This is a genomic window from Sphingomonas sp. CFBP 13720 (assembly GCF_014842075.1).
Classification (GTDB): Bacteria; Pseudomonadota; Alphaproteobacteria; order Sphingomonadales; family Sphingomonadaceae; genus Sphingomonas.
In genome coordinates this window covers 809,192-825,455 of sequence record NZ_JACYVA010000001.1, presented here as the reverse complement: position 1 = coordinate 825,455, position 16,264 = coordinate 809,192, and the positions used below count along the sequence as shown (strand labels likewise).

Annotated in this window: 11 protein-coding genes; 4 read left to right on the top strand and 7 right to left on the bottom strand. The window is 65.0% G+C overall.

Annotated elements, in window-relative coordinates; genetic code table 11:
- The first annotated feature begins 30 nt into the window (after positions 1–30).
- The 3 genes from typA (at position 31) to IFT55_RS03955 (ending at position 2,999) form a co-directional block, all read left to right on the top strand.
- Positions 31–1,875, top strand: coding sequence for a translational GTPase TypA (typA, locus tag IFT55_RS03965; protein ID WP_192089246.1), 1,845 nt, complete (start codon positions 31–33; stop codon positions 1,873–1,875).
- Positions 1,876–2,247: 372 nt separating this feature from the next.
- The gene (locus IFT55_RS03960; RefSeq protein WP_192089244.1) at positions 2,248–2,631 is read left to right on the top strand and encodes a hypothetical protein; all 384 of its coding nucleotides are present in this window, start codon (positions 2,248–2,250) and stop codon (positions 2,629–2,631) included.
- Between the two features lie 77 nt (positions 2,632–2,708).
- Positions 2,709–2,999 carry a DUF3297 family protein gene (locus IFT55_RS03955; RefSeq protein WP_192089242.1) on the top strand — a complete coding sequence of 97 codons (291 nt, stop codon included), beginning with the start codon at positions 2,709–2,711 and terminating at the stop codon, positions 2,997–2,999.
- Here the strand turns inward: IFT55_RS03955 and trhO are convergent.
- The 6 genes from trhO to IFT55_RS03925 all read right to left on the bottom strand — a co-directional run bounded on the left by trhO (position 2,930) and on the right by IFT55_RS03925 (position 12,867).
- Complete coding sequence (trhO, locus tag IFT55_RS03950; RefSeq protein ID WP_192089241.1) at positions 2,930–3,931, bottom strand: oxygen-dependent tRNA uridine(34) hydroxylase TrhO; 1,002 nt, start codon at positions 3,929–3,931, stop codon at positions 2,930–2,932. The two genes, IFT55_RS03955 and trhO, sit on opposite strands and share 70 nt — an antisense overlap.
- Positions 3,931–4,737 (bottom strand): LytR/AlgR family response regulator transcription factor, encoded by an 807-nt coding sequence (locus tag IFT55_RS03945; RefSeq protein ID WP_192089239.1) that lies wholly within the window; start codon positions 4,735–4,737, stop codon positions 3,931–3,933. Before IFT55_RS03945 ends, trhO begins: the two co-directional genes overlap by 1 nt.
- Entirely contained in the window at positions 4,734–5,834 is a 1,101-nt protein-coding gene (locus IFT55_RS03940; protein WP_192089238.1) for a sensor histidine kinase, read from the bottom strand. Before IFT55_RS03940 ends, IFT55_RS03945 begins: the two co-directional genes overlap by 4 nt.
- Before the next feature lie 149 nt (positions 5,835–5,983).
- Entirely contained in the window at positions 5,984–8,530 is a 2,547-nt protein-coding gene (locus IFT55_RS03935) for a TonB-dependent receptor (protein ID WP_192089723.1), read from the bottom strand.
- Positions 8,531–8,678: 148 nt separating this feature from the next.
- Complete coding sequence (gene ligA / locus IFT55_RS03930; protein ID WP_192089236.1) at positions 8,679–10,826, bottom strand: NAD-dependent DNA ligase LigA; 2,148 nt, start codon at positions 10,824–10,826, stop codon at positions 8,679–8,681.
- A gap of 61 nt (positions 10,827–10,887) precedes the next feature.
- Positions 10,888–12,867 (bottom strand): EAL domain-containing protein, encoded by a 1,980-nt coding sequence (locus IFT55_RS03925; protein WP_192089235.1) that lies wholly within the window; start codon positions 12,865–12,867, stop codon positions 10,888–10,890.
- 174 nt (positions 12,868–13,041) lie between these two features.
- Here IFT55_RS03925 and IFT55_RS03920 point away from each other — a divergent pair, with 174 nt between their 5' ends.
- A complete protein-coding gene (locus IFT55_RS03920; RefSeq protein ID WP_192089233.1) occupies positions 13,042–14,562 on the top strand; it encodes a fumarate hydratase in 1,521 nt (506 codons plus the stop codon).
- 265 nt (positions 14,563–14,827) lie between these two features.
- Here the strand turns inward: IFT55_RS03920 and astD are convergent, their stop codons facing one another.
- Complete coding sequence (astD, locus tag IFT55_RS03915) at positions 14,828–16,252, bottom strand: succinylglutamate-semialdehyde dehydrogenase (RefSeq protein WP_249403547.1); 1,425 nt, start codon at positions 16,250–16,252, stop codon at positions 14,828–14,830.
- Between the last annotated feature and the right edge of the window lie 12 nt (positions 16,253–16,264).

Below are 16,264 nucleotides of genomic sequence, written 5' to 3'. Positions count from 1 at the left end.
ACTGCACTCCCGCACGATCCAGGAAATCCCATGAGCCTCCGCAACGTGGCGATCATCGCCCACGTCGATCACGGCAAGACGACCCTCGTCGACCAGCTGTTCCGCCAGTCCGGCACCTTCCGCGACAACCAGCGCGTCGAAGAGCGCGCCATGGATTCGAACGATCTCGAAAAGGAACGCGGGATCACCATTCTCGCCAAGCCGACCTCGGTCGACTGGACTCCGCCGGGCAGCGACGAATCGATCCGCATCAACATCGTCGACACCCCCGGCCACGCCGATTTCGGCGGTGAGGTCGAACGCATCCTCAGCATGGTCGACGGCGTCGTCCTGCTGGTCGATTCGTCCGAAGGCGCGATGCCGCAGACGAAGTTCGTGACGGGCAAGGCGCTGGCGCTGGGCCTCAAGCCGATCGTCGTCGTCAACAAGGTCGACCGCAGCGATGCGCGTATCCAGGAAGTGCTGGACGAAGTGTTCGATCTGTTCGTGTCGTTGGACGCCAACGACGAACAGCTCGATTTCCCGGTGCTCTACGCCTCGGGCCGCAACGGCTATGCCTCGACCGACATGGATGCGCGCGAAGGCACGCTGATCCCGATGTTCGAAACGATCGTTTCGCACGTCCCCGCGCCGAAGGTGGAAGTGGAGGACGTTCCGTTCACCTTCCTCGTCACGCTGCTCGACCGCGACAATTTCCTCGGCCGCGTGCTGACCGGTCGCGTCAATTCGGGCACGATCAAGCTGAACCAGCCGATCCACGCGCTGGATAACGATGGCAGGATCGTCGAAACCGGTCGCGCGTCGAAGATCATGTCGTTCCGCGGTCTCGACCGCGTGCCGGTGGAAGAAGCCAAGGCGGGCGACATCATCTCGCTGGCCGGTCTTGCCATCGCGACCGTCGCCAACACGATCTGCGATCCGTCGGTCAGCGAGCCGCTGCATGCGCAGCCGATCGATCCGCCCACGCTGTCGATGCGTTTTTCGGTCAACGACTCGCCGATGGCGGGGCGTGAAGGCACGAAGGTCACGTCGCGCATGATCCGCGACCGCCTGTTCCGCGAAGCCGAATCCAACGTCGCCGTGAAGGTGACCGAGGCCGCCGATCGCGACAGCTACGAAGTCGCAGGTCGGGGCGAATTGCAGCTGGGCGTGCTGATCGAAACGATGCGTCGCGAAGGCTTCGAACTGGGCATCTCGCGTCCGCGCGTGCTGTTCGGGACCGACGAGAATGGCGGCAAGACTGAGCCGTACGAAACCGTCATCATCGACGTGGACGAGGAATATTCGGGCACGGTCGTCGAGAAGATGAACCTACGCAAGGCCGAGATGACCGACATGCGTCCTTCGGGCGGTGGCAAGACGCGCATCACCTTCTCCGCACCGTCGCGTGGGATGATCGGCTATCACGGTGAATTCCTGTCGGACACCCGTGGCACCGGCATCATGAACCGGCTGTTCGAGAAATACGGTCCCCACAAGGGCCAGATCGAAGGCCGCAAGAACGGCGTGCTGATCTCGAACGGTGCAGGCGAAGCGAACAGCTACGCGCTGGGTCCGCTCGAAGAGCGCGGCATCCTGTTCGTCGGACATGGTGAAGCACTGTACGAAGGCATGATCGTCGGCGAGAACGCGAAGCCGGACGACCTCGAAGTCAACCCGATGAAGACCAAGGCGCTGACCAACTTCCGCGCCAGCGGCGGCAAGGACGATCAGGTTCGCCTGACCCCGCCGAAGCGCGCGACGCTGGAACAGGCGATCGCGTACATCGACGACGACGAGATGGTCGAAGTCACGCCGAAGTCGATCCGCCTCCGCAAGCGTCACCTCGACGCGAACGAGCGCAAGAAGGCCAGCCGCGCCAAGCAGGCGGCCTAAGCAGCGGGGAAGGCGTAGCACCCGCTACGCTTCCCCCGACAGGGTCTGCGCTGCCTCTGTCGCCCATGTGTGGCATCGACGACGCGGCTCCGCCGCCCCGTTGCGCGCCATCGACAACAGAACGGCCCCGGAGCGATCCGGGGCCGTTTCTGCGTTTGCTGGCCGCACTACGTTGCGCTTCCCCGTTGCTACGACCTGTTGCCTTTGGCCAAGGCCGCGTTGCGACATAGCCGGATTGCATCGCCCGTCCGATAAACCCCCGCTTAACATGCGGTTCCGCACCCGTTCAGTCGCTCCGTGGCACAGGTCGCATCATCGGCGCACCCGCGTCGACCGTACCGGGGGTGTCCCGGATGGACAGGAGACAAGGTGATGAGGACCCTGCTGACCAAGGCCGGTCTGGGCATGACGCTGGCGGCGACCGCGTTGACCGCCGCCGCCCCGGCCGATGCGCAATGGCGTCGTGGCTATCATCGCGATCGCGGCAGCAATGGCGGCACGGCGGTCGTGGCGGGTATCGCGGGCATTGCGATCGGCGCGGCGCTCGCCTCGAATGGGCGCGACCGCTATCGGGATCGCTACTACGCCGATCACGGCTATCCGCGCGGATATGACGACCGTTATTATCGCCAGCGCGGCTATTACCCGAACGACGGCTATTATGCCGATCGCTACCGCGACTATCAGCGGTGCTGGGTCGAGCGCCGCTACGATCCCTATTACGATCAGACGGTGCGCGTGCGCGTCTGCAACTGATGCCGGGCGGGCGGGGGCGCGATCCCTCGCCCGTTTCCACTTGGCGAGCGCCGCGCTTTGCGGCATGGGCGCGAACCATGACCGACACGCCCCCCGATCGCCTTTCGATCAATCCACGCAGCCCGTTCTTCGACCAGCCGACGCTCGAGCGCGGCATCGGCATCCGCTTCAAGGGTGCTGAGCGCACCGATGTCGAGGAATATTCGATCTCCGAAGGCTGGGTCCGTGTCGGTCTCGGCAAGAAGGTCGATCGCAAGGGCCAGCCGCTGACGATCAAACTGGCCGGCCCGGTCGAGGCCTATTTCCAGAACCCGCCGGCCGATGCGGTCGATGGCGACGATGCTGCAGAGGGCGGTTCGGACGACTGACCCGGGGGCGCGACCCGCGCCCCGACATGCTGCTCGCCACGTGCGGCGGCCAGCGCGACCTGCCGGTGCCGTTCGGCCTTGCCCGCCAGCGTCGCGGCATCGCGCGTGCCGGCACAGGCAGGGCACTGTACCCCATCCTCGAACAACGGAGATGCGCGGTCCGCCGCGCTGACCGGCATCCGACATCCCCGGCACAGCGCGTGGCTGCCAACCGCCAGCCCATGGCCGACCGCGACCCGTTCGTCGAACACGAAACACTCGCCGTTCCACGCGCTCTCGGTCTCCTGCACCATTTCCAGATATTTCAGGATGCCGCCTTCGAGGTGGAAGACGTCTGCCACTCCTTCGGCCTTTAGAAACGCAGTCGATTTTTCGCAGCGGATGCCGCCGGTGCAGAACATCGCGACCTTGCGTTTGCCCGCCAGCAGCGTGTCGCGGTTGGCGCGGAACCAGTCGGGGAAGTCGCGAAAGCTGTCGGTGCCCGGATCGATCGCGCCGGCGAAGGTGCCGACCTTCACCTCATACGCGTTGCGGGTGTCGATCACGACCGTCTGCGGGTCGGCGATCAGCGCGTTCCAGTCGGCCGGCGCGACATAGGTGCCGACGATCCGGTTGGGATCGGTGCCGGGCACGCCCATCGTCACGATCTCAGCCTTCACCCGCACCTTCAACCGGTGGAACGGCATCGTATCGCTCTCGGCGAACTTCGGCATCAGATCGTCGCAGCCCGGCAGCGCGCGGATCGCCGCCAGCGCGGCGTCGATCCCGTCCGTGCTGCCCGCGATCGTGCCGTTCAGCCCTTCGCCCGCCACCAGCAGCGTGCCACGCACGCCGGCGCACGCCAGCACCGTCTCCAGACGATCGCGTACCGCCTGCGGGTCCGCGACGGCCACGAACCGGTACAGCGCCGCTACCCGAACCACCTCCGCCATCAGTGAACGAAGCGCGCCACCACGTCGCGATACGACCGGCTGACCTTCACCTGCGCGCCCGATTCGAGCACGAGGAAGCATTCGCCGTTGGTATGCGGCTTTACCTGCTTGACCAGATCGAGGTTGACGATGGTCGACCGGTGCACCCGCTGGAACCGGCGCGGGTCGAGCCGCTTTTCCAGATCCTTCATCGTTTCGCGCAGTACCAGCGAATTATCGCCGGTGTTGATGACCATATAATCGCCCGCCGCCTCGATCATTTCGATCGTATCGACGTCGACCCGGAAAATCTGCCCGCGATCCTTGATGTTGATGAGCTTTTCGAAGCGGTTGGCGCCCAGCGGATCGCTGCTCTCGTCCGCTTCCATCTCCGCCGCGGTGTCGGGGGCGACCTCCGCCAGCACTTCCTTCAGCTTTTCGACTTCGGCCTGTCCGCGCTTTTCGGACAGGCGCTGGCGCACGCGGTCCAGCGTGTCGGCCAACCGCGATTCCTCGACCGGTTTCATCAGGTAATCCAGTGCATCCGCCTGGAACGCCCGGATCGCATGATCGCTATAGGCGGTCACGAACACCACCAACGGCGGCTCCACCTCCATCAACCCCTGAACCACGGAAAAGCCATCGAATCCCGGCATTTGGATATCGAGGAAGACGAGGTCGGGCTTGTGGGTCTTGATCGCGCGGATCGCCTCGCGACCGTTCATGCACTTTTCGATGATCTCGACGTCGTCATGCGCCTGAAGCCGCAATTCGAGTCCCTGGATCGCCAGCGGCTCGTCGTCGACAAGGATGGTACGGATGGTCATGCAGCCTCTTTGGTAACGTCTTGCGTCTGGAATGGCAGTTCGATCTCGACCACGAAGCCGCCGCCCGTGCCCGACCGGGTGTCGAACCGGTGGTCGGGGCCGTAAGCCTGCGCCAGCCGGTCGCGGATATTCTGAAGTCCGACACCGGTAGACAGCGTCGGACGCTTCGGCCCGTCGATCAACCCGGGGCCGGTGTCCGAAACGGCGATCTGCACCCGGTCCCCGTTCAGTCGAGCGGTGAGGGCGATATCCGCCCCGTCCTCGCGCGGCGTGACGGCATATTTGATCGCGTTTTCGACGAGCGGTTGCAGCAGCAGCGACGGCAGCCGCGCGTGCATCACGCGGTTGTCGATATCGAAGCTGGTGCGCAGGCGATCCTCGAACCTCATCTTCTCGATATCGAGATAGAGCTTCAAGGTTTCAACTTCCTGCTCCAGCGTGACGTGCGCGGTCGGCTCGTTCGCCAGCGTGTAGCGCAGGAACGACGCGAGGCGGCTGAGCATCACGTTCGCCTTCTCGGTCTGTTTCAGCAGCACCAGCGTCGAGATCGAATTGAGCGTGTTGAACAGGAAATGTGGGTTCAGCTGATAGCGCAGCATCGCCAGTTGCGCCGACGATGCCTGCATCTCCAGCAGCTGCATCTCGTCCACCTGCTGTTCGACCACGAGGTAGAAATTGATCCCGAAATACAACGCGGACCACCCGGCCAGCACGGTGAAATTGATGAACAGCGTGCCCAGCACCAGCGAAAAGCTGATATCCGGCGATATGTTGCGGATGAAGGTGAAGACGAACGCATCGATCAGCGAATAGGCGAACGTCGCCGCCGACAGGGTGCACAGCGTCAGGAACATCGCCGGCAGGCGCGGCAGCGACCGGTAATAGCCGTAAAGCACGCTCATCAACAGCGTCAGGCAATAGCCGACGATGACCTCGACGATATTGCCCAGCACGTTCTTGAGCGACGCCGCGTTCGACAGCGTCGATACCGACCGCAGGATCAGGTAACCGGTCCACCCCGCCGCCTGCAACAGCCAGAAGGCGCGGTTCTTCTGTTCGAAGAACGGGCGCGAGAGAATGGCGGGCTTGGCGGTCATGCGCTCCGTCGCGTGGTTCGGCCCCGGTACGGCATGTACCGCGATCGGGGCGGGTTGGGAAAGAGGCCTTAGCCGAACCGGCCCCAAAACGAAAACCGCCGCCCCATTGCTGGGACGGCGGCCTTCGCGTGAACGGTGTCGCGTCGGGCTTAGAAGCCGATAACGATCGATCCGCTGACGGTGCGCGGCACGCCGATCTGAACGAACGGCACCGACGTATCGTTGGTCTGGCCGCTGACGTACCCGATGAAGAAGCTGTCGAGCAGGTTCGACACGTTCAGCTGGAAGTGGGTATTCCTCAAGCCGAACTGCGCCATCGAGAACCGCGCGTCGAGGTCGACGATATCATAGGCATCGGTCCGGGCCGGATACAACTCGGTCGTCGTAACAGTGGAGCCAGCAACGGTCCGTGCGACCAGCGGCAGATTGGAGTCATTTATATAGCGCGGGCCTGTACGCTTATACTGCGCGCCGACCTCGACCGGACCCAGCGTTCCCTGAATGCGGCCGCCGAACATATACTCCGACACGCCCGATTCCTGCTTGCCGGCGGTAGGGAAGAAATACTGCTGCGTGGTCGCGGTGCATCCATAGGCTTGCTGGCTGACGAGCGCCGTCGAACAGTTGCCGCCAAGCAAGTCGTCCTTGATTTCCGAGTTCAGGTACGAACCGAAGATATAGGCGGTCACTTCCGGGATGGGGTTGTACGACACGCTTGCATCGACACCCCAGCGGGTAACTTCGCCGATGTTACGCGAAACGCTTTCACCCAGTTCTGCGTCGAACGCGGTCGCGATACGGTTCTCGAACGTAGTGTAGAAGCCGCTGACCTGCGCCTGCATCTTGCCCGACCGATAGCGGACGCCGAGGTCGAAGCTGTCGGTGCGTTCCGGCTGCGGCTCTGCGCCATCGGTGCCGGGTGCGTAGAAGAAGGCGTTGTACAGCACGTCGGTGCCTGGCACCGACAGACCCTTGGCATAGCTGGCGAAGACGCTGGCCTGCGGCGTCAGGTTGAAGGTGAAGCCGACGTTCGGCAGTACTGCATCGTACTTGTATTCACGACGCTGCGGACGGGCGAAGGTCGGGTTCTGAGCCGCATAATCAGCCTGACGAAGGGACGGCACGCAGTCGACGAAACCGCCGGCTGAGGTCGTGAAGCAGTTCTGATCGAGCTCGCGCTTGAAGAACGGTACACGTACGCCAAGGTCGAGGGTGAGGTTGTTCGACAGAAATTCGCCGCGATACTGACCGGAAACCTGATTCAGCGTAGCGAACGACTTGCGGTCGCGCTTTTGGATCACGTTGCCATTGGCGTCGACGACCGGATCGTTGACCGAGAAGACGTCCGTCGGTTCGCCATTCGAGAATAGCTTGCCGACTTCGCCGGTCTGGCGATGGCGACCGCGATCGTAAGTGTACGCAAGGCGAACCGTCTGGTCGTCGGTAAGATCGTAGATCAGGTTGGCGATGACGATATAACGACGCGTCGAGGTCTGGCTCGGCGAAAGCAGCGATACGGTATCAAGTACGTCACCGTCCCCGTTCAAGTCGGTGCCGAAATAATAGTTGTTGCCTGAAAATCCGGTATAATTTTGCGTTCCGATCGTGCGGATCGTTTCGCGGCCAGTGATCGTGCCGCCACCGTTGGCTTTTACATATTGAAAGCTAGGGTCGATCGTCAGCACAAGGCCGTCGGTTAGCGTGAAGCGCGAGTTGCCGCGGATGTTGCCGGTGTTGGACGGGTTGTAACGACGATCGAATTCAGTGCCGCACGTATTTGCTACGTTGGCGACGCCAGCGATCGGCGTCGTTGTCGTGCAGGTCGTGTTGACCGTGTACGTCGCTTCATCGAAGTTGCGCGGGAAACGGTTGCCCGAACCGGTGCCGGGGACGCGCGTGCCATCGTCACGCAGCGGAGCCGAGCCGAAGAAGTTGTTGCGGTTTTCGTTATAGTTCCCTGCGATCGACAGGAAGTCGCCGTTCGCGCCCAGCTCCTGGTACAGGCGGGCATTGAATTGCTGTTTGCGGATCTTGCCGTAATTATTGAACGGGTTCTGATAGGTTGTCCACGATCCCGAAACGAACGCCTTCGTTCCTATTCCGGTGATATCGCCCGAATCGAGCATACCGAACACGCGGTGGTAGCCGTAATCACCGTATGATCCGGAGAACAGCGCCCCCAGTTCGTCGCCTGGAACACGGGTGCGAATGTTGATCGTTCCACCTACGGCCGATGCGGTCGGGCTGTCGACATCGGTCGCGCCCAGATTGACCGTCACGGATTCCAGCGTTTCCGAATCTTGCTGCTGGTTGGTGTAAATGGCGTAGTTGCCGGTGTCGTTGAGCGGAATGCCGTCCTGCGTCTGCGAGATACGCGACGAGTCAAAACCACGAATGCGGAAACCGCCGCCGCCCGACCCGTAGGGGTCGTTCGACTGGTTGCTGACGCCGGGCACTAGATTGATGATTTCGTTCACCGTCTGACCGGGGCGCTGGCGCTGGATGAGTTCCGCGCCGACCGTCACTTTTGCCTTAGGCTGATCGGGAACTTCAATCCCGCCGACTTCGCGGTTGGCAGTGCCGGTAACGACGATTTCGTCGTTGTCGATCTCGCTCGATGCGGTCGACTGTGCGAAGGCCGCGGCAGGCAGCAGGAGCGCGGCAAAGGCCACGCCGGCAAAAAGCTTCGTGTTCATAAGTCCCCTTTGAATCGCTGGTGTGGCGCGACTCGTCAGTTGGTCAGGCGGTGCGATCACCGTCCCGGCGCCAATGGGGCTGGCTTATTTCCAATTTAAGACAACGGGAAGGGGGCGGCTCAGTCAGTTTTGGTGCGTTGCAAAAAGATCACGATCCGGTCGCGCGGCTGGCGGCGACGATCGCGGCCCATCCGGCTTCGTCGACCACGCGGATGCCCAGTTCCTCGGCCTTGGCGCGCTTCGACCCGGCATCGCTGCCGACGACGACCAGATCGGTCTTTTTCGATACCGAACCGGCCACCCGCGCGCCAAGGGCGTCGGCCTGCGCCTTCGCCTCATCGCGGCTGAGCGTTTCGAGTTTTCCGGTGAATACAACGGTCTGGCCGGTCAGTTCGGATGCGACAGCCTTGTGCACCACATCGAGCGGACGAACCTCGCGCAACAGATCGGCCACGACATCGCGGTTATGCTGTTCGGCGAAGAAGGCGAGTAGCGCGTCGGCGACTTCGGGGCCGATGCCGGGCGTCTCGATCGCCGCGACCAGCGCGCGGCCGCGCCGCAACACGAATTTGCGCTCGCTTTCGCCCAGTACCGCGACGGTCGCGCGGCGCACGCGCAGGCCATGGCGGATCATCGCTGCGAGACCCCGGACCGAGCCGTGGCGCCGTGCCAGATCGCGGGCGGTGACCTCGCCCACATGGCGGATGCCCAGCGCGAACAGGAAGCGGTCGAGCGCGATATCCCGCCGCGCGTCGATCGCGTCGAGCAGCTTGCCGACGACCAGTTCCGACATGCGTTCGCGGGCGATCAGCACGTCGCGATGGGCGTGCAGACGGAAGATGTCGGCGGGCGACGCGATCAACCCGTCGCGAAAGAACTCCTCGACCCGCACCAGCCCCAGCCCGGCAATGTCGAACGCATGGCGCGACACGAAATGGATCAGCCGTTCGACGCGTTGCGCCGGACATACCAGCCCGCCGGTACAGCGAACGACGACCTCGCCTTCGCCGCGTTCGGCCAGCGAGCCGCATTCGGGGCAGGCGGTGGGGAACGCCCATGCGTCGCGCACGACGTCGCGCGTCAGGTTGTCGACGATCTGCGGGATCACATCGCCCGCGCGCTGTACGACCACGCGGTCGCCGGGACGCACGCCCAGCCGCTCGATCTCGTCGGCATTGTGCAGCGTCGCGTTGGTGACGACCACGCCGCCGACCGTCACCGGCTCCAGCCGCGCGACCGGAGTCAGCGCCCCGGTCCGCCCGACCTGGATATCGATCTCGCGCAGCGTCGTCTGCGCGCGCTCGGCAGGGAATTTATGGGCGATCGCCCAGCGGGGCGCGCGTCCGACAAAGCCCAGCCGCTCCTGCCAGTCGAGCCGGTCGAGCTTGTAGACCACGCCGTCGATATCGAACGGCAGGTCGGCCCGCGCCGCTTCGATCGCGCGATAGACCGCCAGCGCCTCGTCCACGCTATCGCAGCGGCGGAACGCTTCCGCGATCGGGAAGCCCCAGTCGCGCAATGCCGCGACCACGCCCGCCTGCGTATCCGACGGCAAGCCGCTGGTTTCGCCCCAGCCATGCGCGAGGAACCGGAGCGGACGGGTGGCGGTGACGGCGGCATCCTTCTGGCGCAGCGAACCGGCGGCGGCGTTGCGCGGGTTGGCGAACTGCCGCGCCTTGGCCGGATCGACCGCGTCCGCCAGCAGGCGTGCGTTCAGTGCGGCGAAATCCGCCTTGGCCATGTAGATCTCGCCGCGCACCTCGAAAACATCGGGTGCAGAGGCCGGCAATTCCTGTGGCACGTCCGCGACATGCGCCACGTTCGCCGTCACATCCTCGCCGATCGTGCCGTCCCCCCGCGTCAGCGCGCGGACCAGCCGCCGGTCCTCGTAACGCAGCGAACAGGACAGGCCGTCGATCTTCGGCTCGGCGGTCAGCGCTACCACGGCATCGTCGGACAGACGCAGGAAACGGCGGACGCTGGTGACGAATTCGACGATGTCGTCGTCCGAAAAGCCGTTGTTCAGGCTCAGCATAGGACGGGCGTGCGCCACCTTGGCCAGATGCCCCGTCGGCACCGTCCCGACCCGTAAAGAAGGCGAATCGGGCCGGACGAGTTGTGGAAACGCCGCCTCGATCGCACGGTTCTGCCGTACCAGCGCGTCATATTCCGCGTCGCTCAGTTCGGGTGCGTCGGCATCGTGATATTGGCGGTCGGCGCGCGCGATGCGTTCGGCCAGATCGGCCAGCGCGGCGCGGGCATCGTCATCGGTCGCGGGCAGGGGAGGCGTCGTCATTCCCCGTCGCTACCGCTCCCGCCACCGCCGATCAAGCGACCGGCGTGGCGCTACGATCCGATCAAGGTTTCCGGCGCGCGGTCGTACGGCGATCGACCACGATCGGGCTTAGAAACTGCAACCCGGCCCGTCCGTCTCCGGCCCAGCGAATCGTCGACGAAACCCATTCGCCATCGCCGACGTCGATCCGCACCGCCGAACCGATCCGGTCCTCGCCGAAATCGATGGTGTCGATCTGTGCGCCGGTGGTGGACAGGTCGCGGATGCGGGTCTGTCGCCGCTGTCCGTCGATCTCGATCGCCGCCGCCCGCAGCATGCGCGTGCGTTGCGCGCGGCTGCTTTTCAGGCCGACTTCCGCCGCGCCGGTCGCCAGCAGCCGCCCCGCCGCCGCCGTCGCGACGGGCGCGCCGTAGACGAAGCCCTGGATATCGGTGCAGCCCAGCGCGCGGATCGCGTCCGCTTCGTCGTGATACTCCACGCCCTTGGCCGTCGTATCGATGCCCAGCGCGTTGGCCAGCGTCGTGATCGCGCGGATCGCGGCGGCATTCAGTCCGTCGACATCGGCGACGCCGCGCACATACGACCGGTCGATCTTGATCCGGTCGAAGGGCAGCCGGCGCAGACCGTTCAGCGACGCCTGTCCCGCGCCGAAATCGTTGAGCGCGATGCGGACCCCGATCGCCTTCAACGCGGCGCATCGCGCTGCCGCCGCCGTCATGTCGCGCAGCACCGCCGCTTCGGCGACGTCCAGTTCCAGCCGGTCGGGTTGCAGCCTGGCGCGGGCCAGTGCGTTGGTGACGATCGCAGGCAGCGCGGGACTGCCCAGCTGCGCCGCCGCGATGTTGACCGACAGGCGGGGTTCGCCCGGCCATGTCGCGGCATCGGCACAGGCGGTGCGCAACACCCATTCGCCGATCGCTTCGATCAGCCCGCATTCTTCCGCGACGCCGACGAAATCGGCGGGTTGCAGCGTCCCGTGCACCGGGTGCTGCCAACGGACCAGCGCTTCGAAACCGGTGATCGATCCATCGCGGGTCGCCACGACCGGCTGGTACATGATCCGCATCTGATCGCCCGCGATCGCGCCGCGCAGTTCCTGTTCCAGACGCGAACGGGACCGCGAATGATCGCGCAGCGCGTCCCGGAAAAAACGATGGACGCCGCGCCCCGCGTCCTTTGCGTCATACAGCGCCAGATCGGCACTCGCGACCAAAGTGTCGGGGCAGGTGCCATGGTCGGGCGACACCGCGATCCCGATCGAACAGCCGATCGATACCGACGCGCCATTCAGGAAATAGGGCTGCGATAGCGTGGAGATAACCGCCTGCGCCAGTGTCGCCAGTTCGCCATGGTCCGCCGTGCGCGGCAACACGATCTGAAACTCGTCGCCGCCCAACCGCCCGACCAGCCCGGCATCGCCGACCACCTGCAACAGCCGCCGCGCCACCTGTTGCAGCAGCGCGTCGCCGGTCGGATGGCCCAGCGTGTCGTTGACGGCCTTGAACCGGTCGAGGTCGAGCAGCAACAGCCCGGTCCCGGCATAGCCACCCTGCGCCAGCGCCTGGTCGAGCGACCGTCGCAGCCGCTGGCGGTTGGCAAGGCCGGTCAGGCTGTCGAACAGCGCAAGGCGCGTGATCGCCGCATCCGAACTGCGGATCGCGGCTTCGTCGCTGCCGCTGCCGACGAATCCTTCGAACCGTCCGAACCGATCGCAGAACGGGCTGCCCGATACGGTCCAGCTATGCGCGTCGGGTCCGCCGACGGGACTGACGGCGTAATCGGTGAACGGCGTGCGTGCCGTCATATGGAATGCGATCGTGCGTTCGCCGCCGTCCTGCGCATCCGCCGGATCGCCCGCGATCCGCAGCAGGTCGCTGAGCGGCATGCCGAACGGGTCGATGCCGGCGTCGGTGAAGATCGTCGCGATCTTGGCGCTCAGATAGTCGATCCGGCCCTGCCGGTCGGTCTGCCAGAACCAGCTATGGCCGTGACTCTCCGCCTCGTGGATCAGGCGTGCGTGCAGATCGGAATCCGTGGACATCGGCTCGGTGGGGCGTTGGACCCATGACCGTAACGTCGCCTTCAACCCACCGCCCTGCAACGCCCGTCCCCCGTGCCATCAGGGCCGTCATAGCGCCCCAACGTGAACGAATTCTTTGCATGCGGTCGCCCGGACGCGATAGGGCCGGGGAAACAGACCGCGAATGGACCGCCGATGACCGTGACCATCACCGAAGCCGACCTGATCGACAGCGTCGCCGACGCGCTTCAATACATCAGCTATTACCACCCGATGGACTATATCCGCGCGCTGGGCGATGCCTATGCTGCCGAACAGTCGCCCGCCGCCAAGGACGCGATCGCGCAGATTCTGACCAACAGCCGCATGTGTGCGGAAGGGCATCGGCCGATCTGTCAGGATACCGGCATCGTCACCGTCTTCGTCAAATGGGGACAGGATTGCCGCCTCGCGTCCGACCGGTCGTTGCAGGAGGTCGTCGACGAGGGTGTGCGCCGCGCGTACCTGCACCCGGAGAACAAGCTGCGCGCGTCGATCCTCGCCGATCCCGCCTTCACGCGTCGCAACACGAAGGACAATACGCCCAGCGTGTTGCACGTCGAGATGGTGCCGGGATCGACGGTATCGATCGACGTCGCGGCCAAGGGCGGCGGATCGGAGAACAAGTCGAAGTTCAAGATGATGAACCCCAGCGATTCGATCGTCGACTGGGTGTTGGAAATGATTCCGCAGATGGGCGCGGGCTGGTGCCCGCCCGGCATGATCGGCATCGGCATCGGCGGCACCGCCGAAAAGGCGATGCTGCTGGCCAAGGAATCGCTGATGGGGCCGATCGACATGGCCCAACTGAAACGGCGCGGGCCGACGAACGACATCGAGGCACTGCGGATCGAGTTGATGGACAAGGTCAACGCGCTGGGCGTCGGGGCACAGGGACTGGGCGGGCTGTCGACCGTGCTGGACGTCAAGATTCTCGACTGGCCGACGCATGCCGCATCGAAGCCGGTGGCGATGATCCCCAATTGCGCCGCGACCCGCCATGCGCATTTCACGCTGGACGGGTCGGGGCCGGCCTATCTCGAAACGCCCAACCTTGCGGACTGGCCCGATGTGAACTGGACGCCGGACAAGGCGGCGATCCGCGTCGATCTGGACACGCTGACCCCGGAAATCGTCGCGACGTGGAAGCATGGCGACCGGTTGCTGCTGTCGGGCAAGATGCTGACCGGGCGCGACGCGGCGCACAAGCGGATCGCCGACATGCTGGCGAAGCGGGAGCCGCTGCCGGTCGATTTCCGGGGCCGGGTGATCTATTATGTCGGCCCGGTCGATCCGGTGGGCGAGGAAGTCGTCGGCCCCGCCGGCCCCACCACCGCGACGCGCATGGACAAGTTCACGCGGATGATGCTGGATCAGGGGCTGCTGGCGATGGTCGGCAAGGCCGAACGCGGTGCCGATGCGACCAGCGCGATCGCCGAGCGCAAATCCGCCTATCTGATGGCGGTGGGCGGCGCCGCGTACCTCGTCGCACGCGCGATCAAGGGGTCGAAGGTCGTCGGTTTCGCCGATCTGGGCATGGAAGCGATCTACGAATTCGACGTGCAGGACTTCCCGGTCACCGTCGCGGTCGACAGCGAAGGACAGAATGTCCACCACCTCGCCCCCCTCGTCTGGCGCGACCGGATCGCGAAGGAGCGTCTGCTGGAGGGCGCTTGAGGGTTCGGAAGACGGTCGGCCGGCTTGCCGGCCCGCCGTACATGGCCGGACGACGCGGGGGGATCGTCCCGACTCCCGCGATCACCGCGTAGTCACCCCGGACCCGTTCCAGCGTCCACGGTGCCGCCTTCGTTGGTGATCAAGCTTTTTCCGCATCGCTTGTGGTCAGGTGACCCCGGAACAGGTCCCGAGTGACGCTCGGCTGCTTGCTGGTGGGATGACAGGACGCCTCCCACAGTCCGGCGGAAGCCGGGCCGGTGCCTCTTTACCCGTCGCGCAGTCCGATACCGATCGACGCCCGCGCCTGATCGGCTTCGGCCGAAACCACCGGATAGGCGCAATAATCCGCCGCGTAATAGGCCGAGGGGCGATGGTTTCCCGACCAGCCGATGCCGCCGAACGGGGCCGCTGACGATGCGCCGTTGGTCGGCCGGTTCCAGTTGACGATGCCCGCCCGGATGTTCGCCCAGAAACCGTCGTACAATTTGGGGTCCTGACTGATGAGCGACGCCGACAGGCCGTAGCGCGTATTGTTCGCTTCGGCGATCGCGTCCTCGAACGTGTCGGCACGGAACAGTTGCAACAACGGGCCGAACAGTTCCACGTCGACGCGGTCGGTGGTGTCGGACATGTCGATGATTCCGGGCGTCAGGAACGGACGTCCCTCGACCAGTCGTTCCATGTGCCGCAGCGGGCGTCCGCCGCGGGCGGACAGCGTCAGGAAACTTTCGGTCAGCACGTCGGCGGCGTCGTTGTCGATCACCGGTCCCATGAACGGCGCGGGGCTGGCATGCGGTTCGCCGATCACCAGCCGGCCGCACAACTCGTCGATCGCGCGCAGCAACGGATCGGCCAGCCGCCGGTCGACGATCAGCCGGCGGGCGGCGGTGCAGCGCTGACCGGCGGAGGTGAAGGCCGATTGCACCACCAGCACTGCGGCCGAATAGATATCGGGCGAATCCCACACCACGATCGGGTTGTTCCCGCCCATTTCGAGCGCAAGGATCTTGTCCGGCGTCTCCGCGAACTGACGGTTGAGCGCGATGCCCGTGCGCGCCGATCCGGTGAACAGCAGCCCGTCGATATCGGAATGCCCGGCCAGGGCGCGCCCTTCGTCCGCGCCACCGATCAGCAGCCTGACGCAGCCGTCGGGAATGCCCGCCGCGCGATAGCAGTCGATCAGGAACGCGCCGCTGGCCGGCGTCTTCTCGGACGGTTTGAACACGACGGCGTTCCCCGCGATCAACGCGGGAACGATATGGCCGTTGGGCAGATGCGCGGGGAAGTTGTACGGCCCGAGGACCGCCAGCACCCCATGTGGCTTGTGGCGCAGCGCCATACGCGAATTGCCGGGTGAATCGAGCCGCCGCTGGCTGGTCCGTTCGCCATAGGCGGTGATCGATATCTCGACCTTCGCGATGACGGTATCGACCTCGGTCCGTGCTTCCCACAACGGCTTGCCCGTTTCGCGCGCGATGAGGTCGGCAAAGGCTTCGGACCGTGCGCGGACGACGTTGGCGAAGCGGCGCAGCGCCTCGATACGGAACGTCAGCGGGCGTGACGCCCATCCGGCCCATGCGCCGCGCGCGGCGGCGACTTCGGTATCGGCATCGCCGATCGCGCCGCGCCACAGGATCGCGCCGGTCGCAGGTTCAGTCGAGACGAGTTCGGCCATGGTCGTGTGCGTCATCCTTCGTGGAAC